Source organism: Streptomyces sp. NPDC051740 (assembly GCF_044453165.1).
Lineage (GTDB): Bacteria > Actinomycetota > Actinomycetes > Streptomycetales > Streptomycetaceae > Streptomyces > Streptomyces atrovirens.
Genome location: NZ_JBITCL010000022.1, coordinates 57831 through 83198, shown reverse-complemented (window position 1 = coordinate 83198; position 25368 = coordinate 57831). Strand labels below are relative to the sequence as shown.

At 72.1% G+C, this 25368-nt stretch carries 19 protein-coding genes; 13 read left to right on the top strand and 6 right to left on the bottom strand.

Features of this window, described 5'->3' with window-relative positions; all coding sequences use genetic code 11:
- The first annotated feature begins 4 nt into the window (after positions 1–4).
- A complete protein-coding gene (locus ACIA6T_RS29140; RefSeq protein WP_399449473.1) occupies positions 5–2959 on the top strand; it encodes a type I polyketide synthase in 2955 nt (984 codons plus the stop codon).
- 105 nt (positions 2960–3064) lie between these two features.
- Entirely contained in the window at positions 3065–3961 is an 897-nt protein-coding gene (locus tag ACIA6T_RS29135; RefSeq protein WP_399449472.1) for a TauD/TfdA dioxygenase family protein, read from the top strand.
- A gap of 94 nt (positions 3962–4055) precedes the next feature.
- Here the strand turns inward: ACIA6T_RS29135 and ACIA6T_RS29130 are convergent, their stop codons facing one another.
- The 4 genes from ACIA6T_RS29130 to ACIA6T_RS29115 form a co-directional block, all read right to left on the bottom strand.
- Positions 4056–5390 carry an aspartate aminotransferase family protein gene (locus tag ACIA6T_RS29130; RefSeq protein ID WP_399449471.1) on the bottom strand — a complete coding sequence of 445 codons (1335 nt, stop codon included), beginning with the start codon at positions 5388–5390 and terminating at the stop codon, positions 4056–4058.
- A 78-nt stretch (positions 5391–5468) separates the two neighbouring features.
- The gene (locus tag ACIA6T_RS29125; protein WP_399449470.1) at positions 5469–6206 is read right to left on the bottom strand and encodes an SDR family NAD(P)-dependent oxidoreductase; all 738 of its coding nucleotides are present in this window, start codon (positions 6204–6206) and stop codon (positions 5469–5471) included.
- Entirely contained in the window at positions 6203–6946 is a 744-nt protein-coding gene (locus tag ACIA6T_RS29120; protein ID WP_399449469.1) for a class I SAM-dependent DNA methyltransferase, read from the bottom strand. Before ACIA6T_RS29120 ends, ACIA6T_RS29125 begins: the two co-directional genes overlap by 4 nt.
- Before the next feature lie 338 nt (positions 6947–7284).
- A complete protein-coding gene (locus ACIA6T_RS29115; RefSeq protein WP_399449468.1) occupies positions 7285–8250 on the bottom strand; it encodes a UDP-glucuronic acid decarboxylase family protein in 966 nt (321 codons plus the stop codon).
- 103 nt (positions 8251–8353) lie between these two features.
- Between ACIA6T_RS29115 and ACIA6T_RS29110 the strand changes: the two genes are divergently transcribed.
- The gene (locus ACIA6T_RS29110) at positions 8354–9604 is read left to right on the top strand and encodes a sugar efflux transporter (protein ID WP_399449467.1); all 1251 of its coding nucleotides are present in this window, start codon (positions 8354–8356) and stop codon (positions 9602–9604) included.
- Between the two features lie 19 nt (positions 9605–9623).
- Here the strand turns inward: ACIA6T_RS29110 and ACIA6T_RS29105 are convergent, their stop codons facing one another.
- Complete coding sequence (locus tag ACIA6T_RS29105) at positions 9624–10529, bottom strand: glycosyltransferase family A protein (RefSeq protein ID WP_399449466.1); 906 nt, start codon at positions 10527–10529, stop codon at positions 9624–9626.
- Between the two features lie 152 nt (positions 10530–10681).
- Here ACIA6T_RS29105 and ACIA6T_RS29100 point away from each other — a divergent pair, with 152 nt between their 5' ends.
- Positions 10682–11866 carry a glycosyltransferase gene (locus tag ACIA6T_RS29100; RefSeq protein WP_399449465.1) on the top strand — a complete coding sequence of 395 codons (1185 nt, stop codon included), beginning with the start codon at positions 10682–10684 and terminating at the stop codon, positions 11864–11866.
- Between the two features lie 72 nt (positions 11867–11938).
- Here the strand turns inward: ACIA6T_RS29100 and ACIA6T_RS29095 are convergent, their stop codons facing one another.
- A complete protein-coding gene (locus tag ACIA6T_RS29095) occupies positions 11939–13960 on the bottom strand; it encodes an alpha/beta hydrolase family protein (RefSeq protein ID WP_399449464.1) in 2022 nt (673 codons plus the stop codon).
- Positions 13961–14348: 388 nt separating this feature from the next.
- On the opposite strand from ACIA6T_RS29095, the gene ACIA6T_RS29090 reads away from it, so the two are divergent.
- The 9 genes from ACIA6T_RS29090 (at position 14349) to ACIA6T_RS29050 (ending at position 24967) form a co-directional block, all read left to right on the top strand.
- Positions 14349–14915: a hypothetical protein gene (locus ACIA6T_RS29090; RefSeq protein ID WP_399449463.1), complete on the top strand. Its 567-nt coding sequence runs from the start codon at positions 14349–14351 to the stop codon at positions 14913–14915.
- A gap of 106 nt (positions 14916–15021) precedes the next feature.
- The gene (locus ACIA6T_RS29085) at positions 15022–17064 is read left to right on the top strand and encodes a non-ribosomal peptide synthetase (protein ID WP_399449462.1); all 2043 of its coding nucleotides are present in this window, start codon (positions 15022–15024) and stop codon (positions 17062–17064) included.
- Positions 17061–17822, top strand: a complete 762-nt coding sequence (locus ACIA6T_RS29080) for a thioesterase II family protein (RefSeq protein ID WP_399449461.1) — start codon at positions 17061–17063, stop codon at positions 17820–17822. The genes ACIA6T_RS29085 and ACIA6T_RS29080 overlap by 4 nt, the downstream gene beginning before the upstream one ends.
- A 110-nt stretch (positions 17823–17932) precedes the next feature.
- Positions 17933–18943, top strand: a complete 1011-nt coding sequence (locus ACIA6T_RS29075) for a glycosyltransferase family 2 protein (protein ID WP_399449460.1) — start codon at positions 17933–17935, stop codon at positions 18941–18943.
- Positions 18940–20388, top strand: a complete 1449-nt coding sequence (locus ACIA6T_RS29070; RefSeq protein ID WP_399449459.1) for an NAD(P)/FAD-dependent oxidoreductase — start codon at positions 18940–18942, stop codon at positions 20386–20388. Before ACIA6T_RS29075 ends, ACIA6T_RS29070 begins: the two co-directional genes overlap by 4 nt.
- A complete protein-coding gene (locus ACIA6T_RS29065) occupies positions 20381–21814 on the top strand; it encodes an aspartate aminotransferase family protein (protein WP_399449458.1) in 1434 nt (477 codons plus the stop codon). Before ACIA6T_RS29070 ends, ACIA6T_RS29065 begins: the two co-directional genes overlap by 8 nt.
- On the top strand, positions 21811–22197 hold the full coding sequence (locus ACIA6T_RS29060) for a hypothetical protein (protein ID WP_399449457.1): 387 nt from the start codon (positions 21811–21813) through the stop codon (positions 22195–22197). The genes ACIA6T_RS29065 and ACIA6T_RS29060 overlap by 4 nt, the downstream gene beginning before the upstream one ends.
- On the top strand, positions 22194–23687 hold the full coding sequence (locus ACIA6T_RS29055) for an FAD-dependent oxidoreductase (RefSeq protein WP_399449456.1): 1494 nt from the start codon (positions 22194–22196) through the stop codon (positions 23685–23687). The genes ACIA6T_RS29060 and ACIA6T_RS29055 overlap by 4 nt, the downstream gene beginning before the upstream one ends.
- Before the next feature lie 371 nt (positions 23688–24058).
- A complete protein-coding gene (locus ACIA6T_RS29050; RefSeq protein WP_399449455.1) occupies positions 24059–24967 on the top strand; it encodes a UTP--glucose-1-phosphate uridylyltransferase in 909 nt (302 codons plus the stop codon).
- Positions 24968–25368: the final 401 nt, after the last annotated feature.

Here is a 25368-nt window from a genome sequence, read left to right as displayed (position 1 = left end):
TTCGATGACTCGCGACCGATCCCTGGACATAGCCGTCACCGGCATCTCCGCGCGGTTCCCCGGCGCCGCCGACCTCGACGCGTGGTGGACGGCCCTGACCGAGGGCAGGGTCCTGACCAGTCGCTACGAGAAGTCCGACCTGCTTGCCGCGGGCGTGCCCAAGGACCTGCTGGACGACCCCGACTACGTACCCGTCCACGGTCATCTCCCGGACGCCGACCGCTTCGACAACGTGCTGTTCGGGGTCAGCCCGCGCGAGGCCGAGATGATGGACCCACAGCACCGGCTGATGCTGGAGGCCGCGTGGGCGGCCCTGGAGGACGCGGGCGTCACCCCGCGCGGCCGGGGCGCGGAGCGGGCGGCGGGGGCGCGGAGAACGGCCGTGTTCGCCTCCGCCAGCGGCAGCGGCTATCTGCGCGCCATGGTCGCGAGCGGGGAGCTGGACGCGCTGACCATCGAGGACGCGATCCACGGTACCGAGCCCGACTTCATGGCCAGCCTCCTGTCGTACAAGCTGGACCTGAACGGGCCCGCGATGGCCGTCCAGACCGCCTGCTCCTCCTCCCTGGTCGCCCTGCACATCGCCGTCCAGTCGCTGCTGAACGGCGACTGCGACCAGGCCCTCGTCGTCGCCGCCGGGATCCCGTACCCGCAGGCCGGACACCTCGCCGTGGCCGGCGGCATCCACTCTGCCTCTGGGGAGTGCCGGCCCTTCGACGAGAGCGCCGACGGTGTCGTCGCCGGGGCGGGGGTGGCGTGCGTGGTGCTGCGCCGGCTCGCCGACGCGGAGGCGGACGGCGGCGACCCCTACGGTGTGGTGCTCGGTACGGCGATCAACAACGACGGTGCGGCGAAAGCGGGCTACTACGCCCCGTCCGTCGGCGGCCAGGAGGCCGTCATCCGCGCCGCCCTGTCCACGGCGGACGTCGGCGGCGACACCATCGGGTACCTGGAGACACACGGCACCGGCACCCGGGTGGGCGACCCCATCGAGTGGTCGGCGGCCTCGGCCGCGCTGAGCGGGGCGGGCGCCCCCGAGGGCTCCATCCCGGTGGGGGCGGTCAAGGCCAACGTCGGCCATCTCGACAACGCCGCGGGGCTGGCCGCCCTGATCAAGGCACTGCTGGTGGTGAAGACAGGCGTGGTGCCGCCGGTGGCCGGGTTCACCCGCCTCAACCCGCTGCTGGAGACGGACGGTTCACCGCTGTACGTCCCCACCGAGTGCGGTCCGTGGACGGGGCCCGAGCCGCGCCGGGCCGGGGTCAGCTCCTTCGGCATCGGCGGCACCAACGTGCACGTGGTCGTCGAGGAGCCGCCCGTCGCACCGGCCGGGCCCGAGCCCGACGACCGTGCGCGGCTGGTGCTGCTGTCCGCCGCCGACACCGAGGCACTGGAGCGCTCGGCCGCCCGGCTGGGCACCCGGCTGGCCGACGGCGCGGACCTGACGGACGTCGCCGCCACCCTCGCCACGGGACGGGCCGAACTGCCGGAGCGGCTCGCCGTGACCGGGCGCACCACCGCCGAGGTGGCGCGGCGGCTGACGCGGAACACGGCCGTCGTACGCGGCAGCCGTCCCGCGGGCGGGCCCGGGCCCGTCGTGTTCGCCTTCCCCGGGCAGGGCACCCAGTACCCGGGCATGGCACTGCCGGCCGCCGAGGCCCTGCCGGGCTTCCCGGCCGCGCTGGAGCAGTGCCTCGCCGCCTTCGGGCCGGCGCTCGCCGAACGGATGCGCCGCGCGCTCCACGACCCCGGCTTCCCCGCCCCGGACCTGGCGGCGACCGAGCTGGCCCAGCCCGCCCTGTTCGCCCTCGAGTACGCGGCCGCCACCGCCCTCGTCGCCCTCGGCGTCACCCCCGCCGCGGTGGCCGGGCACAGCCTCGGCGAGATCACCGCGGCCTGTGTCGCCGGGGTCTTCGACCTCGCCGACGCCGCCCGCCTGGTGACCGTCCGGGGGCAGGCCATGCAGGAGTGCACCCAGGGCGCCATGCTCGCGCTCGGTTGCGAGGAGGAACGCGTCCGCGAACTCATCGCCGTCTCCGGCCTCCCCGGTCTGGAGCCGGCCGCGGTGAATTCCCCCGATGGCTGTGTGGTGGCCGGCCCCGTCGGGGCCGTCACCGAGTTCGAGGCACGCCTCGCGGGCCGGATCCCCGTACGCCGTCTCGCCGCGGACCGCGCCTTCCACAGCGCGCTCGTCGAACCCGCGCTGCCCCGGCTGACCGACGCGCTCGCCACCCTCACGGTCCACAGGCCCTCCGTGCCCTTCGCGGCCAATGTGACCGGGCGCCTGTTCCCGCCGGACAGCGACATCCGACCGCAGCTCTTCGTCGAACAGGCGCGGCGCACCGTGCGGTTCGGGGACGCCCTGGCGTCGATCGCCGACCACCTTCCCGACGCGCTGGTCGTGGAGGTGGGGCCCGGCCGGGTGCTGTCCGCCCTCGCGGAGGCGGCCGGCCTGCCCTCCGTCCCGCTCTCGCCCTCCCGTACGGCCCACCCCGCCGACGAGGTCCTCATCGCCCTCGGCACCCTGTGGACCCGGGGCCAGCCGCTCTCCCCACGCGCCCTGTGCGCCCCCGGCCACCGCCGTGTCCATCTGCCGACCTACCCGTTCGCGGGCCCGCGCTGGATCGCCCCGGAGGCGGCGCCGTCGACGGACGTGTCACGGTTCGTCAAGGCCGGCGAAGTCGTCGAGGAGGCCGCCCCGGTCCAGGAGTCCCCGCCCGCCGCGCCGGAGGACCCCACCGCCCTCCTCACCCGCCTGTGGACGGAACTCCTCGGCCACTGCGACCTCGCCGCCCACTCCGACTTCTTCGATCTGGGCGGCGACTCCCTGCTGGCCACCCGCCTCGCCCGCCGGGCCACCCTCGAACTCGGCGTCCCGATCCCCGTCCGGGACCTGATGACCGCCCGCTCCCTGAGCGGCCAGGCGGAACTCCTGACCGCCCTCACGACGGCCCGCTAACCGACAGTCCGCCCGACCGACCACACGGAGACCGACAGACCGACAGACCGACAGACCGACAGACCGACACACCGACACACCGACACACCGAGAGAGGCACACATCGTGACCATCACCCCCGCCAGGACGGCCCGGCCGACCGTCACCCCGCTCGCCGGAAGTATCGGTGCGCTGATCAGCGGTGTCGATACCGGCACCACGCTCGACGCGGACACCGTCGCGGAACTGCGCCGGGCCCTGCTCCGGTACAAGGTCGTCTTTCTCCGGGACCAGAGTCTGGACTACGACAGTCAGGCCGCCCTCGCCCGCGCCTTCGGCGAACTGACCCTAGGGCACCCCATCTACGCCGCCCCCGAGAACCGGCCCGAGGTCAGGGAGATCGACTCCCGGCAGGGCACTCGCGCCAACCACTGGCACACCGACCTCACCTTCGTCGACCGCCCGCCGGCGATCGCCTTCCTCCACAACAAGATCGCGCCCGAGTACGGCGGCGACACCATGTGGGCCAACACCGTGGCCGCGTACGAGGCGCTGCCCGAGCCGCTGCGGGCCCTCGCCGACCGGCTGCGGGTCGTGCACAGCAACGACTCCGACTACACCGACGCCACGGTGGCCGCGCGCCGCGAGTACGTCTCCACCCTGTTCGAGACCGAGCACCCGGCGGTGCACGTCCACCCCGAGACCGGTGAACGTGCCCTGCTGCTCGGCGGGTTCGCGCGCCGGGCGGTCGGCCTCGGACCGCAGGCGTCACGCGACGTGCTGCGCATCCTGCAGGAGCACGTGACCACCCCGGAGCACACCGTCCGCTGGCGCTGGCGCGCGGGGGACCTGGCGATCTGGGACAACCGGGCGACACAGCACTACGCCGTGTTCGACTACGGCACCCGGGACCGGCGCGCGGAACGCTGCACCGTGACCGGAACGGTCCCGGTGGGCGTCGACGGGCGGCTCAGCACGGTGGTCAGCGGCGACACGACGGCCTACAGCGACGGCGTGTCCTGACAGACGGGTCCTGACCGGGCGGGTCCTGACAACGATCAACAGGGAGGGGAGGCCCTGGCCTCCCCTCCCTGTTCGTCTGCGTTCCGTGAGCGGATCAGCCCGACACGTCCGTCACCGCCTCCGTAAGGCCCTGCGCGACGGCCGCCGCCCCCTCGTCGTCGATCACCAGCGGCGGCACCGCCATGACCGCCGCGCCGACCTGCCGCAACAGCAGCCCCCGTTCCCTGGCTCGGGTCAGCACACGGCTCGCGAGGTCGGGCGAGGTGGTCTCGACGATCAGGATCAGGCCCAGCCCGCGTACGTCCACCACCTCCTCGGCATCCGTCAGCGGTGTCAGCCGGCCGAGGAGGTCGGTGCCTATGCGCTCGGCCCGCTCGGGCAGGCCCTGTTTCTCCAGGACGTCGAGGGTCGCGAGCGCCGCCGCGCAGGCCACCGCGTGACCGGAGGTGGTGTGCCCGTAACGCAGGCCGCCGATGACGGGGTCCCGGTCGAACGTGTCGTGGACGCGCTGCCGTACGGTGACCGCCGCGATCGGCACATAGCCGCCGCTCAGTCCCTTGCTGCTGACGAGGATGTCCGGCGTGACGTCCTCGCGGCGAGCGGCGAACATCGCTCCGCAGCGGCCGTACGCGGTGAAGACCTCGTCGAGGACCAGCAGGGTGCCTGTGACGTCGCACAGCGCGCGCAGCTCCCGCAGGAAGCCGGGTGGCAGGACGACGCCGCCGCCGACGTTGAGGAACGGTTCGACGACGACGGCGGCCGGGAGATCGTCGGGGTCGTCGCCGATGGCCCGTTCGAAGGCGGCGAGCAGGGCGGGCAGCGCCTCCTCCTGGCGTGACAGCCGTGGTTCGATGGGTAGTTCGACCCGGGTGACGGGCAGCGGCGAGTCGAGTAGATGCCTGTTGCGCGGCAGGGTGGACAGGCTGCGGCTGAGGAGCGTGGCGCCGTGGTAGGAGCGGGCGAAGGTGACCACCCGGGACCGGGGCCGGCCGAGGTGGGTCCAGTAGGAGACGGCCATCATGACGGCGGCGTCGAAGCCCTCGGAGCCGCTGTTGACGAACAGCGTCTTGTCCATGCCGGGCGGCAGCTGGCCGGCGAGGCGCTCCGCGAGCAGCCCCGCGGGCTCGTGGCCGGCCACGGAGAGGTCGAAGTGGTGGAGTCGGGACGCCTGCTCGACGATGGCCCGCAGGACGTCGGGATGGGCGTATCCGCAGGTGGAGTTGAGCGCGGAGGCGTCGAGGTAGACGCGGCCGTCGATGTCCCACACGTGGTGGCCCGAGCCGTGCGAGAGGGTCAGCGCGGAGCGGTCGGCTGCCAGCGGCGTCCAAGTGTGCCAGACATGCCGCCGGTCGCGGGCCCGCACGGCCTCGGTGTCGGGGCCGGGGATCGCCGGCCGAGGGGATGCTGTGGTGCTCCAGGATGCGTTCATGGGCGCTCTCTTCTGACTGCGTCGGGGTCGGTGAGCTGCCTTCTCGGTGACACGGGGCCCGCACCGGCGGGCCGGGGCCTACCAGGCCAGGGCGCCGTGCTCGTCGAAGAAGCCGCCGCTCGGGCCGTCGTCGGCGAGGGTGGCGAGGGTGACGAGGGCCCGGGCGCCCTCCTGTGCGGTGCGAGGAGCGCTGAAGCCGTTCATGGCGGTGGCCGTCCAGCCCGGTGACGCCGAGTTGATCTTCATGTGCCGCAGATCGGGGTCCTGCCGGAACGCCAGCGCGTACTGGACCGTCAGCATGTTCAGGGCGGCCTTCGAGGCGGTGTAGGCGAGGCGTACCGAGGCGTCGCCCGGCAGGTCGGCGCCCGAGGCGGTCAGCCCGAACGAGGCCGTCGTACTGGAGACGTTGACGATGCGGGGCGCCGGGGAGCGGCTCAGCAGCGGCAACAGGGCGTGGATCATGGCGACCGCGCCGGTCACGTTGACGTCGAGGAGGCCGCGGGTGAGGCCGGCGGTGGTGTCGGCGGCGGTGGCGCCGGCGAACACGCCCGCGTTGTTGACGAGGATGTCGAGCCGTCCGTGGTCCTGTTCCAGACGGCCCGTGAGCGCGGCGACACTGCCGGTGTCGGTCACGTCGACCGCCACGGGCGTCACCCGGACGCCGTCCTTCTCCAGCGAGCGGGCGGCGGCCGCGCCGCGTTCGGCGTCGCGGCTGCCGAGCAGGACGACGGCGCCGCGCAGCGCCAGTTGCCGGGCGGTCTCCAGGCCGATGCCCCGGTTGGCCCCGGTGACCAGGGCGAGCGCACCGGGCCTCATCGGGCGCGCCGGTACACCGACACGTGTCCGGTGCTGTCGGGGCCGAAGGGATGGCCGGACCAGTCGGCGACCCGCCGTTCGAGGCGGAGACCGGCGCGGTCTGCCATCAGGTCGAGTTCGGCGGGCCAGCAGTAGCGCTCGGCGTGCGGGCGCATATGGATGCCGTCGGCGTCGAAGGTGATCTTCTGGCTGTGGAAGCGCTGTGCCGCCAGGTCGAAGCGGTACACCTCGATGGCGGCGGAGTCCTCCGTGACGGACAGGGTGTGGACGCGCTGACCCCGGTCGAAGAAGGCCGGGTCGGGGACGTACGCCTCGATCACGAAGGCGGCCTCCTCGTCGAGGACGCGGGCGACGTTGTCGAAGCAGGCCTGCTGCCGCTCGGCCTCCAGCAGATTGAAGATCGTGTTGTAGACGAGATAGACGAGGGTGAAGGGGCCGTCCACCCGGACCTCGGCCATGTCCCCGACGGTCACCGGGACGGCGTCGCCGCCGGGCTTCTCGCGCAGCCGCGCGGCCATCCTCGCGGATCCCTCGACTCCTTCGACCCTGATGCCCCGGGCAGCCAGCGGCAGGGCCACCCGGCCGGTGCCGACGGCGAGTTCGAGGACGCGTCCACCGCCGGCGAGCCCGGCGAGGAAGTCCACGGCGGGCGTCGGGTCGAGGGTCGTCCTGTCGTCGTAGTCGTCGGCCCACACCTCGCCGAAGAGCGCCGGATCGCCGAACTTCCTGTGGGTGGCCATGAGAAACCCTTCACTCGATGTCATCCGCCCCTCATATTGCCTCGCTTGGCAATATGAGGGCAACATATTGCCTGTGGATCGGCTGAACTTCCGGCCGGAGGCGCCGTCCGGAGCCCTGCGCTGCCCTCACCGGCGATCGTCGCCGTACGGTTTCCCCGCCCCGACCGCCGCGTCGATATCGATGCCGCGCTGGTCACTGGGCTGATCGGCGCGATCTGGTGATCGCGTGGACGCTGTTCTCCGGCGAGAGTCCGGGGGCATTCCGGCGCACGACCGTCTGGCGGCGGATCTACGGAGCGGGTGCCGCGTCCCGGCCAGGGGCGCGGCACTCGCTCCGGCTATCCGGCCACTGTGACCTCCCCGCCCCGCAGTTCGCCCGACCGCGAGCGAAACCACTCGATGGTGTGCCCGAGCCCCTCCGTCAGGTCGACGAGCGGCCGCCAGCCGAGGGTACGGACGGCGCGTTCGATGGCCGGGCGGCGGCGCGGCGGGTCGTCCTGCGGCAGCTCCCGGTAGTGGACCGGCGCCGATATCTCCGTCATCTCCCGTACCATGACGGCCAGTTGGCCCACGGTGAACTCCGCGGGATTACCCAGGTTGACCGGCCCGTTGTGATCGGAGTCGAGCATGGCCATCAGGCCGCGGACCAGGTCGTCGACATAACAGAAACTCCGGGTCTGCTCGCCGTCGCCGTAGACGGTGATCGGATCCCCGCCCAGCGCCTGAGAGATGAAGTTGCTGACCACCCGCCCGTCGTCCGCGCGCATCCGCGGGCCGTACGTGTTGAAGATGCGGACGATGCCCGTGTTCACCCCGAGGGCGCCCCGGTACGCGGTGGTGAGGGCCTCCGCGAACCGCTTGCTCTCGTCGTAGACACTGCGTGGCCCGACCGGGTTCACATGCCCCCAGTACTCCTCCGTCTGCGGGTGCACCTGCGGGCTGCCGTAGACCTCGCTCGTGGACGCGAGGAGGAAGCGCGCGCGATGCCGCCGGGCGAGGTCGAGGGCGTGCTCGGTGCCACGGCTGCCGGCCGCCAGGGTCTGCAAAGGGCGCCGCAGATAGTCGGGTGGGGAGGCGGGGCTGGCCAGATGGGCCACGGCGTCCACCGGGCCCGGCACGCCCAGCCCCCGGGTGACGTCCGCCTCGACGAACCAGAAGGCCGGGCTGCGCCGCGCGTTCTCAAGGTTCTCCAGTCGTCCGGTCGACAGGTCGTCGACGCAGACGACGCTGTCGCCCCGGCGCAGCAGCGCGTCGCACAGGTGCGATCCGAGGAAGCCGGCCCCGCCGGTGATGACGACTCGCATGATCCTCCTCAATCGATCAGTCGAACGTTTGCCAAAAGCATTGCCTTACCTGTGCCAACTTGGCAATATTGGTGCGCCCAGATTTGCCAAAGAAAGGGTTGTTGTGACCAGTACCGGCTTCACGGCGGCCTTGTGGGGCCGTGCCCGCGTGCTGCACGGCTCGGCGGTGGGACTGGTCAGGGACGGTGCCCTCACCGGGCTGGTCGCGAACACGGGCCTGATCGGCGTCTCCGGCGCCATGATGAGCACCTCCGGCAGCCTGTTCCTGGCCGAGGAAATCGGCGTCGGCCCGATGTTGATCGGCCTGTTCTTCCTCGGCAGGGGCGTCCTCGGGGTCCTGTCGGGACTCGCCCTGGGCGCGCTGTCCGACCGGATCGGCAACCGGCGCCTGCTGCTCGCCCTGTGCACTCTGCTGTCCGCGGTCGGCACCTTCGCCTACGTCGTCGTCCGCGACTACTACCTGCTCTTCGCGTTCGGCGCGGTCTTCTTCGCGCTCGGCAGCGCCTGCTTCCCGCAACTGCTCGCCTACACCAGGGAGTTCGCCGAGACCCGTTCGCTGGACACCACGTTCTTCAACTCCCTGCTGCGCGCCCTTACCTCCTTGGCCTGGGTCGTCGGCCCCCCGATCGGCTTCCTGCTGATCGACACCCAGGGCTTCGGCGTCATGTACCTCGCCGTCACGGTGATGTACGTCCTGGCCTGCGTCCTGTGCCTGTGGCTGCTGCCGAACCGGCCCGCACCCGCCGCCGCCCAGCTGCCCTCGGCCGAGGGCAGCCTGTTCGCCGGCCTCCGGCGGTCCTCCTGGACGCTGCTCGCCGCCACCGTGCTGCTGCTGGCGGTCAACAGCGTCTACCAGATCGACATCGCGCTGTTCGTCACGGAGCAGCTCGCCTATGGCACGAGCTTCACGGGACTGCTGCTCGGACTCACCTCGGCGTTGGAGATCCCGGTGATGATATACCTGGGTGCCCGAGCGGAACGGATCGGCAAACGGCGGCTCGTGACATACGCCGCCGGCTGCGCGACCGTGTTCTTCGCCGCCCTGCCGCTGGCCGAGTCCCGGCTCGCCCTACTCGCGCTCCAGGTACTCAACGCCTTCTTCATGGCGGTGATGCTGAGCATCCCCGTGACCATCCTCCAGGAGACCATGCCCGACCGGGTGGGGGTGGCCTCGTCGCTGTTCACGGGCGCGTTCCAGGTCGGCGTGATGCTGGGCGGCGCCACCGCGGGCGCCGTCATCGCCTGGATCGGCTACGGCCGTGTCTTCTGGGTGTGCGCGCTGCTCGCTGCCCTGGCGACGGCGCTGCTCATGCTGGGGCGCGAGTCCGGACCCGACGGTGCCCAGGTGCCGTGAGCGGCGCGCCCGCCGCCGGTCAGCCGGTGGGTGCCGTGAGCGGTACGCTCACCGTCGGTTGCTCGGCGGGCGCCGCCGCAGTCGCCCGCGGCCGGCTGATCCGGTTCGAGACACCGCCGAGGTAGTACCGCACGGTCGGTTGCCCCGTCGACACCATCGCGACGCCGTTGTCCTGCAGGGTGCGCAGTAGCTTGTCGTCGGGAGCGGTGTTGGCCTCGTGCTCCGCGTCGGTGAACGTCTCCGGGATGGGCAGCTCCAGCAGCAGCTCCCGGCGCACCAGCCACACGCTCTGGTCCACCAGGGAGACCGGGTCCTCGGCTCGTATCGTGCTGCTGGTGCGGAAGGGGTCGCCCGGACCCCGGGGATCGGCGCGGTCCAGCAGGATGTTGGTGCCCCGGACACGGACGCCCTTGTCGCACATGACCTCGTAGATGCGCGCCGCCTCGGCCGGTTCGGTGACGGTGTGCCAGGCCTCGTCGAGATACGGGGCGCCGTCGGCGTACCACATGGTCCGCCCGGAGTGGGCGACCCGCACCCCGTGCTCCAGCGCGCAGTCCAGGAGGCCGCTGAGGTGGTGGGGCTCGTACTCGTTGTCGTCGTCCAGGAACGCGATCCAGTTCGCCGAGGAGACCCGGACACCGGTGTTGAACAGCCGCGAGAGCCGGGGGTAGACGCGGCGCTTGTCGCCCGGCGGCTCGTCGCGCTCGGCCGGCGGGCGTGGCTCCTGGTGCACGGTCACCCGCAGTCCCGGGCGGACGGGGGCGGCGGAGGCGGCCGCCACCGTCTCGGGGTCCTCGTCGTCGATGACGATCACATGCTCGATCAGACCGTCGAAGTCCTGTGCGTACACGGAGTCCATGGCGCGCCTGAGCAGCCGCGGCCGCCCTCGCGTCGCCGTCACGACGCCGATCGTGTCCTCGCTCATATGTTCTCCCCTTGCTCAACGGGGTACGGGGCTTCACTCCTCGCGGTACGGGAGCCGGCTACGATCCAACCAAGCATTGCCAAGTTAGGCAAGTATCTGGCAATATGTTGTCACCGGGGTGGCCGTGGAGTGATCCTCAAGGAGGGCGTGCGGTGGGTGGTCCCAGAGTCAGCGTCGTGATCCCGTACAAACAACGCCTGCGCAACTTCCGCGTCGCGCTCGCGGCGCTCGCCGAACAGACCTTGCCCAGCTCCGAGTTCGAGATCGTCGTCGGGGCGCTGGAGTACTCGCCGGAATACCTTGAGGCGTGCCGGGAGTACGCCGGCCGGCTGACCATCGTCTCCGTACTGGTCGACGAGGAGTGGAATCTGTGCCGCTCACGGAACCTCGCGCTGCGCCAGGTCTCCGGCGAGGTGGTGGTCTTCCTCGACGCCGACCTCGCCCTGCCCCCGCGCTGTCTCGAGACCCTCTACGGCCGGTACTACGCGGACGGGCAGGACGTGTGCGTGGTCGGTCAGATCGTCGGGCTCGACGGGCGCTCGGACCGGGAGGCGGAGACCGCGGACCTGCCGGAACACCGGCGGTTTCGGGAACTGCTCGCGGAGCTGGAGGCGGCTCCGGGCGAGCGCCACGACAAGCGGTGGCGGTTCGACCCGTTCGTGCTGCCCTGGACCCTGGTCTGGGGCGCGTTCATCGTGGTGCCGACCGCGTCGGTCCGCCGGCACGGGCTGTTGTTCGACGAGGGTTTCCACGGCTGGGGCGGCGAGGACCAGGAGTGGGGCTACCGCGTGCACACGGCGGGCATCCCGATCGTGCGCGGGGAGGACGTGTACGGGCTGCATCTGCCGCACATCCGTGATGTCTCGTCCAACTTCCGTGAGTTCGACGTCAACATGGACTACTTCCTCACCAAGTGGCCCGTCCTGGACGTCGAGCTCTTCCGCGCCTTCGACATGTGGGGCGCCAACCGCTCCTACGAAGAGGTCCGGCGCGAGATCGCGGCGATCGTGCCCGGCCCGGACGGCGCGCTCGGCGTCGCGCGCGGCACCGTTGACGGCAGGGACACCCTCGTCGTCGGCGTTCCACTGAGCGTCCCGGCCGGAGGACCCCCCGAGATCGTCGATCCCGCGGTCCGTGGGAGGTTCGAGACCCCGGCGAGCGTGCTCCCGCTGGTCGGCCTGGCGCTTCCGTTCGCCGGGGAGAGCGTCGAGGAGTGCCGGGTGCTCCCTGCCGTGACGCGGCTGAGCGAGCGGTACCGGAAGACCGTGCTGGACGAGGTCTCCCGGGTCGCGCGGCATGTCGTGACGGAGGCGGAGACCGCCGACCCGGCCGTCTGACGCCCGTCCGGCACCCCGGACAGGTGCGAGCCGGCCGGTGCCCCGTCGGGAACACCGGCCGGCTCCCGGCGCTCACGCCGACAGCTCCAGGCGCGGCACCCCGGGCGGCTCGAAGCCGAACATTTGGCCGTAGACGGACAGTTCCGCATGCAGACAGGCCATGACCGTCTCCGCCCTGTGGAACCCGTGCTGCTCACCCTCGAATGTGAGGTAGGCGTGCGGGACCGCGCCACCCAGCCGCTCCAGGAACCGCTCCGCCTGCACGGGCGGGGTGACCGTGTCGTCGAGGCCCTGCATGATGACGAACGGCGCCCGCACCCGGTCGGCCCGCCGCAGCGGCGACGCCCGTGCGTAGCGCTCCGCGGCCTGCGGCCAGGGACCCAGCAGGCTCTCCAGGTACCTCGACTCGAAGTCGTGCGTGCCGCGGTCGCGCCACTCCTCGGGGTCGAGCAGCGGGTAGTAGATGCCGGCGACGCGGTACAGGGACGGCTCGGCCGCCAGCGAGGCCGCCGCCGTCCACCCGCCCGCACTGCCGCCCCGGATGCCGATCCGCTCGGGGTCGGCGAGGCCCCGGGCCACCAGACCCCGGGCCACGGCGGCGCAGTCCTGCACGTCGACCACGCCCCAGTTGCCGCGCAGCCGCTCCCGGTAGGGCCTGCCGAAGCCGGTCGAGCCGCCGTACTGCACGTCGACCACGCCGATGCCCCGGCTGGTGAAGTAGGCGGTCTCCCGGTTCGCGACCAGCTGACCCCGGGTGGTGGGGCCGCCGTGCGCCTGCACCAGGAACGGCGGCAACTCGCCCTCGGGAGCGGTGAATCCGGGGTTGTGCGGCAGGTGGACGAACGCGTGGACGTCCTCTCCGTCCTCGTTGCGGAAGACCTCGTGACGGCCGTACGGCAGCCAGTCGGCGTGCCGGAAGGCCTCCTGCCCCGGGCCGGTGCCGCGCAGCACCTCCAGGCACGGCCCCTCGGAGGCGTGGCAGTGCTCGGGGGAGTCCAAGTCGACCAGGACGACGGAGGACCGCAGCCGTGGCCCCGCCGCCGTGCCCGCGACCCGACGGCCGTCGGTCGCCAACTGTGCCCACTCGGTGTACGGCGACGGCACGTCGACCAGTGAGCCGTCCGGGTGCAGCACGGCCAGTCGGCGCTCGCTCGTCCCGTGCACCACGAACAGCCGCCCGTCGTCCGCCGGCAGGAACCAGCGCGCGCCGATCCGCCACAGCGGCTCACCGAACTCCTCCGCGCGCGGGCACAGACAGCGGCTGTCCCCCTCCGGACCGATCTCGTGGAGGTTCCACCAGCCGTCCGGATCGCTCAGCGCATAGAGCACTCCGGGCCGGTCCGGCGCCCACTCCACCTGGCCGACCGAGACGCCCGGCCCGCCCGCGATCCGCTGGGCGGACCCCAGCGTGCCGTCGGGCCGCACCGGGGCGCACATCAGATCCGTGGTCTCCCACGGCATGTCCGGGTGGTTCCAGCCGATCCAGGCCACCTGCCGGCCGTCCGGCGAGACCTTGGGACCGGTCATCAGGTGATGGCCGGCGCCGAGCACCCGCACCGCCCCCGGGTCGCCGGCCGCGCGGCCGTCCAGCGGCAGCGCCACCAGCGCCCGGCGGACCTCCGTGCCGGCCGCGTCGAGCAGGGTCTCGCGCAGGCACCACACCTCTTCGCCGACCCGCGCGAAGTCGGCGTAACGGAGCCCGGCGGGCAGCTCAGGCTCCGGGCTGAGCGGCACCGGGTCGGCGCCCGGCACCCAGCGGTAGACCCGCTGGTCGTCGGCGTGCGTGAAGACGAACCCGGCGGAGATGTCCGTGCCGAGGGCGAGCCAGGGGCGTCCGCCGTACTCGATGACCCGGGAGCGCACGCTCCAGCCCGCGCCGAGCAGATCAGCGACGGTACCGTCCGGGGCCCGGCCGACCAGTGCCGAGCGGCCGCCCTCCTGAGGCCTGAGCTCGGTCCACCACACGTGCTCGCCGACGAAACCGACCCACTCGACGCGGGTGCCGGCGGCCGCCTCGGCAGCGGTGATCGGCGACGCCCAGGTGCCGTACGGGGCGGTCCGTGCCGTTGCCTCGGCCACCTCTGCTCTTGTCATTATTTGCCTCCCGGCATTGACCATGCTTCACATAAAGGTTGCCTCTTTGTGCCAAGGATGGCAGCATATTGTCAGAAGTCGAGGCGGGGGAATGAAGAGGGGTTGCCTGTGAACGGGACCGCACCGGAGGCAACACTGGAGAAGCTCCTGGGCGCTCTGGGCCTCCGCAGCGTCATCCCCGTCCCGGGAAAGCCGCTCGCGGCCCACTCCCCGGGCTCCGGCGCCGCGGCCGTGGGGATCGGGCTGTTGTGCCGCACCGTGTCCGCGGGGCAGTGCCAGGTGGCCGCCGCCGCCGTCATGCTGCCCCGGCCGCCCGCGCGGGATCCGGCCGCCCGCGCCCTCAGTCCGATGGCCGGTCGGCCGACGCGTGCTGCGCCGGGTCGCCGCCGTGCCCCGCATCCGCCGCGTCATCCTGGTCGGCGTCCTCGGCACGTTCGTGTGCGCCCAGTTCTCCTCAGTCTTCGTCTTCCACGTCGCCCAGGACTTCGAGTCGGCCGCGCTGCGCTCGTTCCTCGTGGCGGGACCGGTGATCCGGATCGTGCTCCTGCGGGCCGGGGGCACCGCGGTCTTCAGCAGGCCGATGACCCGCGACATGACGCCCTTCGCCGTGCTCGGCGGTGCCGGCCTGCTCTTCGGCGTCTCCCTGACGGCCCTGGGCCCGGGTCCGGCCCCCGCTGTCGGCGCGGTCCTCGCCGGCCGGGTGGTCTCCGTGGCCGAGACGGCGTTCGGCCCCATGGCGAGTGCCGCGTACGCCGCACTGCCCATCGACTCCGGCCCGGAGGCGTTCAATCTGCGTCAGGTGCGCTGGTCCTTCGGCGAGGTGCTCGGCGCGCTGTCGGGCGGCGCCCTGTCCGTCGCGCCGCACAGCCAGGGCCACGGCCGGCTCCACCGGGTCGTTCTCGACGCCCTCACGCTGACCGGCCGCGGGCCCGCTCCAGTGCCTCGCGCACCGTGACACGGGCGCCACCGACAACGCCACCGACGCCCCGCAGCCGGCGACCGTGACGGCGGGACGCACCCCCGCACCGCACAACCACCCCACACCCACCAGAGGAGTCCCGATGACCAGGTCACTCCAGACCGAGGTGCCGCCCGGCCGGCCGGTATCCGAGGGGATCCGGGGCGATGAACCGGAAGCGCTCGGCAGTGGTCTGCTCCTGCCCAGGGCCGAGCCGGCACTGGTGCACGAACTCGTGGCGCGGTTCGCCCGGGTGACCCCCACCGCCACGGCCGTCAGCAGCGGCGAGGGCGCCATCGGCTACCGGGCGCTGGACGTCTGGGCCGGCCGGATCGCGTCCCGGCTCACGCGGGCGGGCGTGCGCCGGGGCAGCCGCGTCGGCGTCCTGGTGGAGCCGTCCACCGCGATGGTGGCGACGGTGCTCGGCGTCCTGCGCGCCAAGGCGGCGTACGTCCCCGTGGACCTCGCCCACCCCGGCCGCCGTATCGTCGACGTACTGGGTGACGCCCGTGTCGACGCCGTCGTGGTCACCCGGGCCGCCGCGGACCGGGTGAGCGGCCTCGGCCTGCCGGTGGTGCCGGTGGAGGAGACGGACGGGACGGAGCCCGGTGCCGAGGCGGTGCCCGCAGGCACCGCCGACGACGAGGACGACCCGGAGGCCGATCCGCTCACCGGCGACGACCCCGCCTACCTCATCTACACCTCCGGCAGCACCGGCGAGCCCAAGGGTGTCGAGGTCGGGCACCGGGAGCTGGCCGCCTCGACCCTGGCCCGGCGCATGGTCTACGCCGGCAAGCCCGTTTTCCTGCTCGTCTCGCCGCTCGCCTTCGACTCCTCCGTCGCCGGTCTGTGGGGCACGCTCACGGCCGGCGGACACCTGGTCGTGGCCGGAGCCGACGAGGTATGCGACCCCGAGCGGTTGTCCCGTCTCGTCGAACGCCACGGGGTGACCCGACTGCTGTGCGTGCCCTCCCTGTACAGCGTGCTGCTCGACGCCGCCGAACGGTACGGGATGGAGCGACTGCGCACCCTGGAGATCGTGATCACGGCCGGCGAACCACTTCCCACGGAGCTGATGGACCGTCACTTCGCCCTGCATGAGGACCCGGTAGCCCTGGTCAACGAGTACGGCCCCACCGAGGCGACGGTCTGGGCGAGCTACCGCCGTTACGACGCCCCGGGGCCGGTCTCCATCGGAGGGCCCGTCCCCGGTGTCCGGCTGTACGTGCTCGACGAGCGGCTGCGCCCGGTGCCGCGCGGCACCGATGGCGAGCTGTACATCGGCGGCGCCGGGGTGAGCCGCGGTTACTTCGGGCGCCCGGACGCCACCGCCCGTGTCTTCCTCGACGACCCCTTCGCCCCTGTGCCCGGCGCGCGGATGTACCGCACCGGCGACCTCGTCCGCTGGACCGCTGAGGGCACCCTCGACTTCCTGGGCCGTCGCGACCACCAGGTCAAGATCCGTGGTCACCGGATCGAACTCGGCGCTGTGGAGGCCGCGTTGGGCTCCCTTCCCGGAGTACGCGAGGCGGTCGTCGTGCCGGACACGGCGGGGACCTCCCTCACCGGGTTCGCGCTGACACCCTCACTGCCTGACGCCCAGGACCTGCGCGAGCGGCTCGCCCGCGTGCTGCCGGCCGCGATGGTGCCCGCCCGGATCGAGGTGCTCGACTCCTTCCCCCGCACGGTCAACGGCAAGGCCGACCGCGCCCGCCTGCGCGACCGGGCCCGGCAGCCGGACCCCGACGCCGAGTCCGCCGCCGCGGGCACCGCCGACCCGACCATGCCCCCCGCCCCACCGCAGCCCGGCGCTGCCGGTGCCGACGCCGACCCGACCGAAGCGGTCCGGGCGGCCTGGGCCGAGATCCTGAAGGCGCGAGCGGTACCTGTCGACGTCAACTTCTTCGACCTGGGCGGCCATTCGCTCGCGATGTTCCAGCTCCAGGACGCGCTGGAGCGCCACACCGGCAGGCGCCCTCCGATCGTCGCCCTCTTCCGCCATACGACGGTGATGGCGCAGGCCGAGCTGATCAAGGGCGGCGGCGCTCAGGCACACGACGCCGAGGCCGAGGCCCGACGCTCGGCAGCCCGCCGCGCCCGCGCCCTGCGCGCCCGCCGCCACGCGAACCAGGAGCAGCCGAAGTGACCCCCGCGACGCCCGCCCCGGTATCCCTTCCGCCGCACACTCCCCGGGCCCGCTGGCTGCACTGCCCCGTCCCGCTGCCCGACCCGGACCGGCGGCTGGTCTGCTTCCCTCACGCGGGGGGATCCGCCGCGTTCTTCCGGGACTGGAGTGGCCGGCTGCCCGGAACCGAGGTGCACACCGTGCGCTACCCGGGCCGTGCCGAGCGCATCGACGAACCGCCGGCCAGGGACCTGCGCGTCCTCGCCCACGCCGTCGCGAGCGCCGTGGAGCCTCTGGCCGACCGGCCCCTGCTGTTGTTCGGGCACAGCATGGGCGCCGCGGTAGCCCTGGAGACGGCCCGCGCGCTGGAGCGGCGCGGCATCCTCCCCGCCCACCTCGTCGCGTCCGGCTCCCGGGACGCCCCCTACCCCGGCCCCGAGGACCCCGCCGCCGCGCGGGAAGAGGACGACGAAACCGTCGTCGCGCGCCTGCTCGCACTCGGCGGCACCGACCCGGAACTCGCGGCCGACCCGGAGTTCCGGTCCCTGGTCCTGCCCTACGTCCGCGACGACGGCCGCATGTTCCACGCCTACCTGCCCCGCCCCGACGACCCGCCCCTGAGCTGCCCCGTGACCACGATCGTCGGGGAGGCCGACCCCGACGCCGACCTCCGCCCCTGGTCCACGCTGACCACCGCCTCCCACCGCGAGCACGTGGTCGAAGGAGACCACTTCTACCTGGTGCCGAAGCCCCCCTTCGCCCTCATCCAAGCCCTCTGACCGACAGGCCTGCACGGGCGCGGGCGCCTGCGGCATCTCGACCTCCAGCCAGGCACCGCCGTGCACGCGAACCGAACACCCGACCACCGCGATCCACGACCGCACAGCGCATGCCGACAACTCCGCACCGCACCGCAGGAGGGGTTCCCATCGCTAACGACCAGCCGAGCGCAGCACCCCCGCGCTCGTTCCTCATCAGCGTCGTCCTGCCCTGTTACAACGAGGACCAGGTACTGCGACGCACCCATGACCGCCTCGCCCGTGCCCTGCACGACCTCCGGCACGAGATCGTCTACGTCGACGACGGCAGCACCGACGGCACGTGGTCGCTCATCCAGCAATTCGCCGACTCCCCCGACCACTTGGTGCGCGGAGTGCGCTTCAGCCGCAACTTCGGGCACCAGGCGGCCGCTCTGGCCGGCCTCGCCGAGGCCACCGGGGACGCCGTCGTCCTGATGGACGCCGACCTCCAAGACCCTCCCGAGCTCATCCCGAGCATGACGGAGCAGTGGTTCAAAGGCTGGTCGATCGTCTCCGCGCGCCGCGCCACCCGCCACGGCGAGACCCAGCTCAAGAAGTCCACCGCGTATCTCTACTACCGCCTCCTGGCCCGGCTCAGTGACCAGCCCGTCGCCCTCGACACCGGCGACTTCCGGCTCCTCGACCGCAAGGTCGTCGACTTCGTGACCTCGCTCGGGGAGAAGGAGCTGTTCCTGCGCGGCGCGATCAGTTGGACAGGTTTCCCCGAGACGAGCATCACCTACGAGCGGGACGCCCGTGGCGCCGGCACCACCAAGTACACCCTGCGCAAGATGCTGGCGCTCTCGCGCACCGGCATCCTCGCCGGAGCGGCCACCCTGCCGCTGCGTATCCCCACCTGTCTCGGCGCCGTCTCGCTGCTCGGCGCGGGCGCCGCGCTGGCCCGCGGCAGCGTCCGGCAGGCCGCCCCGCTCGGTGCGTTCGGAGCGCAGTCGCTGGCCTGCGGGGTGCTGGGGGAGTACCTGCTCGGCGTCTTCCGCCAGGTCCAGGGCCGCCCGCCCTACCTGGTCATGGAACGGACCGATTCGAGCCGCGGCACCGACGCGAAGGCATCCGCGGCCCGCGTGAAGGAGTTGGCATGAGCATGAACGCCGGAAACGTGAACCCCCGCGACACGAGCGCACCGGAAGCGGACGACCTGCGGGACGCCGTCGTCGTCGGCGGCGGCTTCACCGGCCTCACCGCCGCCCTGGAACTCGCCGAGCGAGGACACCGCGTGACGGTCGTGGAGCGCGAGCCCGAACTCGGTGGCCTGGCCGGAAGCTTCGACGTCGGCGACGGCCGGCGCATCGAGCGCTTCTACCACCACTGGTTCGACTCCGACCGCGAGATGTTCGACCTGTGCGAGCGGCTCGGTGTCCCGGACGCGCTCGAGTCCCACCTCACCCGCACCGGCATGTACTACGCCAACTCCATCTACCGCCTCTCCCGCCCGCTGGACCTGCTGCGCTTCGCCCCGCTCCCGCTCCTGGACCGCGTGCGGCTCGGCGTCCTCGCCCTGCGCGGCCGGCGCGTCACCGACTGGCGCACCCTGGAGCACCGTACGGCCGAGGAGTGGCTGGTCTCCCTCGGCGGACGCCGGGTCTACGACGTCGTGTGGCGGCCCCTGCTGGAGGGCAAGTTCGGCCAGTACGCGGACCAGGTCGGGGCCACCTGGATGTGGACGAAGCTCGCGCTGCGCGGGGGCAGCCGCACCAAGTCGGGCAGTGAGATCCTCTACTACCTGCGCGGCGGCAGCGAGATCCTGGTCAACGCCCTGCACAAGCGGCTGACCGAGCTCGGCGTGGAGGTACTCGCCGGCACCGCGGTCGATGCGGTGACCACCGACGACGCCGGTGTCACCGGCGTCCGCACCGAAGACGGAACGTTCCTGCCCGCCCGGCAGGTCCTGCTCACCGTCGCCCCGGAACTCGCCGCGAACCTGCTCTCCGCCGACGGGCCCGACGTTCCGGCCCACCCGGCGCTGCCCGCCCTCACGCGCCGACTGCGCGACATCCGCTACCTGGCGAACGTCTGCCTGGTCCTGGAGAACAACCGCAGGCTCTCCGACACGTACTGGCTCAACGTCAACGATCCGTCGTTCCCCTACGTCGGCGTCATCGAGCACACCAACATGGACTCCCCCAGCCGGTACGGCAACCGGCACGTCGTCTACCTCTCCAAGTACCTGCCGGCCGATGCCGAGCTGTACCGGATGAGCGACGAGGAGGTCTTCACGTACAGTCTCCCGTACCTGCGCCGGATGTTCCCCGGCTTCGACCGGAGCTGGGTCGAGGACTACCACGTCTGGCGCGCCGAGTACGCCCAACCCGTGATCACCCCCAACTACAGCCGGGACATGCCCCCGACGCGGACCGCCGTGCACGGCCTGTACCTGGCGAGCATGGCGCAGGTGTTCCCGGAGGACCGCGGCACCAATCACGCCGCGCGGGAGGGCCGCAGGAGCGGACAGCTGATGGCCGACCGACTGCGCACCGCCGGCGGGCCGGCCGCGCCGCGAGCGGAGGAGGAGGCCTCCCGTGCCTGAGCTGCTGACCCTCGACGATGCCGAGAACCTCGGCATCGACCAGGTCCACGACCTGTACGGAAAGTACATCAGCCGCAGCGAGGCCTCGCTCCTCGGCACCTTCGGGTTCGGCCGCGACCTCGTCGACAGCGCCGAGGGCGCGTGGATCCAGTTGCGGGACGGGCGCCGCCTCCTCGACTTCACCGGCGGGGTCGGCGTCCTCAGCCACGGACACAACCACCCCCGGATCCTCGCGGCCCGCGACCGGTTCCGGGAACGGCGGCGCATGGAGGTGCACAAGATCTACCTGTCGCCCTACGTCGCCGCGCTCGGCCACAACCTCGCCGCCCTGCTCCCGGGCGACCTGAACATCTCGTACTTCCCGAACTCGGGCGCCGAGGCCGTCGAGGGCGCCGTCAAACTGGCGTACAAGTACCACGGTGGCCGGCGCGGCACGATCCTGCACACCGACATCTCCTTCCACGGCAAGCTGCTCGGCGCCGGCAGCCTCACCGCGTCTTCCGAGATCCACTTCGAGTATCCGCGGCTGCCGGGCACGGACTCCTTCGCCTACGGCGACCTGGAGTCCTTCCGGCTCGCTCTGGAACGCCACACCGACGAGCGCGGCCGCAGCGACGTGTACGCGGTGGTGCTGGAGCCGTTCAGCGCCTCCAGCCTGCGCGAGTGCTCCGCGGAGTTCCTGTACGAGGCGCGTCGGCTGTGCACCGAGCAGGACATCCTGCTGATCTTCGACGAGGTGTACACGGGCTGGGGCAAGACGGGCCAGCTCTTCCACTTCATGCACCACCCCGGCCTGGTCCCCGACGTGGTGACGACGTCGAAGTCGTTCGGCGGCGGCAAGTCCTCGATCTCCGGCTACATCGCCCGCGAGCCGGTCTTCCGCAAGGCCTACGACAACCCGCGCGACGTCACGCTGCACAGCACCACGTACCACGGCTTCGGCGAGGAGACCGCGACGGCCCTGGAGGCGGTCGCGGTCGCCGTCGAGGAGGACTTCCCGGCGCGAGCCCGCGCTCTCGAGACAATCCTCGTGCCCGGCCTCGCCGACATCGCCGCCCGCCACCCCAAACTCGTGGCGGGCATCGCCGGCCGGGGTGCCCTGCACGGCGTCCGGCTGCGTCCCAGAGCCCAGCTGCCTACGGCCGTACGCGACCTGATTCCCGTCCAACTGGCCAAAGATCCGCAGGCGTTCGCCAAGCTGATCACCGGTGCCGTGATCGCGGCGCTCTACCGGGACCACGACATCCTCTCCTTCTTCGGCTCCACCCAGGACATCGCGCTGATCGTGTCGCCGCCGCTGGTGGCCGACGAGAAGGAGGCCCGGTTCTTCCTGGACGCACTCGACGCCGTGCTCGACCGGGGCGCGCCCCGGCTGCTGGCGGACTTCGTGAAGGAGACGGCGACGGCGGCGAGGAGGACACGATGAGGCGCGGCAGCGGGCCGATGCTCGCGGCCCTGCGCGCGAGCGGCCTGCGATCGTACTGGCGGCGCCAGTACCCCGTTCTGCGTGAGGCGCCCGCGATGGCGGCCGCCGAGGCGCACTTGCTGAACACCCTGCGGACGCTGCCGCTGACCCAGCGCGCCGGATACGCGGCCGTGCTGCGAATGCTGCCCCTGGCGTACCGGCTCACGACTGGCGGACGCTCCCTGCACCACGCGGCCGGCAGCGACGCGAACGGCGCCGGGGGAGGGCGGGGCCTGGGGGCGCTGACCGTGCTGCCGGGCTTCCGTGAGGTCGTCCGGTCGAGCACCGCGCTTGCCCTCCTCGGCGCCCTGGACGGCCGTACCGGACGGGAGGCGGCACGGTGAGACGGGGATTCGGACGGCAGCGGAGCGTCGACACGGACGTCCTCGTGATCGGCTCGGGCGCGGGCGGCTCGGTGGCGGCGCTCGAACTGGCGGCGGCCGGGCGGCAGGTGACGGTCCTGGAGGAGGGGCCCAGGGCCGATACCGCAGCCCTCGCCGCGGCGAGCCCGGCCGAGAACATGCGCAACCTGTACCGCAACGGCGGGCTCACGCCCGTCCTGGGCACCCCCACCATCGTCTACGGCGAGGGGCGCGCCGTGGGCGGCACGACCCTGGTCAACGGCGGGCTGCTGTGGGAGCCGCCGCCCGCGCTGCTCGCGCGCTGGGCGGCGGTGTCGGGCATCGACGGCTATCGCGCGGCGGACCTCGCGCCCCATCTGAAGACGGTCTCGGACCGGCTCGGCCCCATCGTGCAGCAGCACGGCGACGGCGGCGCCAACCGTGACTCGCGGCTCCTGGCAGTCGGCGCCGACCGCCTCGGCTGGCGCTGGCAGCACGCCCGCCGAGTCGTGCAGGGCTGTCTGCACCGCAACCGCTGCACCACCGGCTGCCCCAGCGGAGCCAAACAGAGCATGGCCGTCAGCTATCTCCCCCGGGCCGAGGCGCTGGGCGCGCGCGTCTACCCCGACACCCGTGTCCTGCGCCTCCTGCACGACGGCCGCACCGTGCACGGGGCCCTCGCCACCGGCCCCGACGGCGCCCGCACCGAGTACCGGGCCCGCTCGGTGTTCCTGGCGGCCGGCCCGCTCGGCACCCCCGGCCTGCTCCAGCGCAGCCGCATCCAGCAGCGCCGCGCGGGACGGGACCTGGCGCTCCACGTCAACCTGCGGACCGTAGCGCGCTTTCCCGAGCGGGTGGCCGCGCACGACGGCACCATTTTCACCGCGCAGCTGAAGGAGTTCGGCGACCGCGGCATCCTGGTGATGCCGTCCAACGTCTCGCGCGGGGCCCTCGCCGCCGCTCTGGCAGGCCGCAACCCCGCTGAGGTCACCCAGTATCTCGACGACTACGACAGGCTGGGCGTCTACACCACGCAGGTGCGGCTGCACGGCACGGCCACCGTGCGGGCCCTGCCTGGCGGCGGGCTGCTGCTGCGGCACAGCATGACGACCATGGACCACGGCGCCCTTGTCGAGGCCTTCCGTATCGGCTCCCGCCTGCTCCTCGCCGCCGGCGCCGACCAGCTGACGCCCCCGGTGTCCTCGGCACCGCCCCTGAGCACCATGGCCGAGGTCGAGGAGTTCTGTCGCCGGGTCCGGCCGGGCGACTGGGAACTGGTGTCGGTGCACGGCATGGCGTCCGCGCGGATGGCGCAGGCGGAGCGCGGCGGGGTCTGCGACGAGCGGGGCCGGCCGTACGGCTTCGAGGGCTTGCGCGTGTGCGACGCCAGCGTCCTCCCCGGCGTCACGGGCATCAGTCCCCAGGGCACGATCATGGCATTCGCCCACGAGATCACCGCCCGATTCATCGAGGACGGGGAGCCGACGGCATGAGGGACACGACGCGGGGGCGGCACCAGCGGCCGGACCGGAGGTCCGCCTGTCCACTACGGCCGCCCTGTCGCCTCCTGCGTGGGCTTCGCCCTGATCGGCGCCCTCCAGTCCTTCCACGGCCCCTCGATCCAGCCGTGGCCTGTTCCCTCATTCCTGTCGACATCGACCGCGCCGCGCATGTCGGGGATGCGCCTACCGACCCGGACGCTGCGCGCCGTGCCGGTGCGATGGGCGCTGCCGCGGGCTGGGGACACCTGTACGACGACACCGCACCAGCAGACCTGTTGCTGCGCAGCCCCGGCGAACTGCTCGTCTGCGTGTCGGCAGCAGAAGTGGCGACTGCGCCAGATCACTCGGACTAAGAAGGGCCTATGTCCAAGACCATTCGCAGGGCTGTCATCCCCGCCGCGGGGCTGGGATCCCGTCTTCTTCCCTTGACGAAGGCAACACCCAAGGAAATGCTGCCGGTCGGCGATAAGCCGGTCATCGAACACACGGTGCGGGAGCTCGTGGCGTCAGGCATTACCGACATCACCATTGTCGTTTCAGGCGGCAAGGGCTTGATTCAGGAGCATTTCCGCCCCAATCCGGCACTGGTATCGCAACTGCGCGAGGAGGGCAAGACCGTCTACGCAGACACCGTGGAGGAAGTCGGCGAGCTCTCCAGGAGAGGGCACATCACCTATCTTCACCAGCAGGGCCCGTATGGAAACGGCACCCCGGTCCTCAACGCGGCGCGGAACTTCGGCGACGAACCGATACTGGTCTTGTGGCCCGACGACGTGTTCGTCGCACAAGTACCTCGCGCACAGCAGCTGATCAGAGCCTACGAGGCGACGAGTTGTCCCGTGCTGGCCGTGATGCCCATGGCGGCGGACGACTCCCAGTGCTACGGCGTGCCGGTGGTCAAAGAGGACTTCGGAGACGGTCTTCTTCGTGTCACCGGCCTTGTGGAGAAGCCGAAGCCGCAGGACGCGCCGTCGGCGTACGCGGCCATCGGCGGTTATGTCGTCACCCCAGGAATCATCGACGAGCTTCGCGAGGAGACCAAGCGCTGGTACGAGCACCGCACCGGCGAGATCTACCTGACTGACGCAATCAACGCCTACGCCACCGCCCATGCTGTATACGGGCAGGTCATTCAGGGGAAGTGGTACGACACTGGTAATCCACTGGCGTATCTCACCGCCCAGTTCGCCGCAGCCCTTGCCGACCCGGAACACGGCCCCCTTCTGCGCAAGCTGACCGATGAACTCGACGGGCCCACGGTGCCTGCCTGACCTCGGTCTTTCGTGACGGTCCGTCGGATTCTCCGGCGGGCCTTGGTCTGAACCGCGCGGACATGGGTGAGGGCGTCTGAGGAGCGAGTCGATGGTCTGTTTCATGTACCGCCAGGCTCGATCTCGGTGGTGAGCTGGGCGACGAGCTGTTCGCGATGTGCTGGTCACGTTCGGCAGCTTCGGGGTTGTGGCAGATCACGAACCGTTCGGTGCCGGAGATCCGCACCTCCTCGACCCGCGTGTTCTGGACGATCTCGCTGGGGCGTACCCGCCGGGACAGGGCGGCCTTGACCTCCGGACTGCCGGAGCGAAGTTCCTCACCGACGATCCAGGCGATCCCGCCCTGGCGGAGGTAGCGGCGGTTGCGTTAGCTGGAGAAGCCGCGGTCGGTGACCCGCACG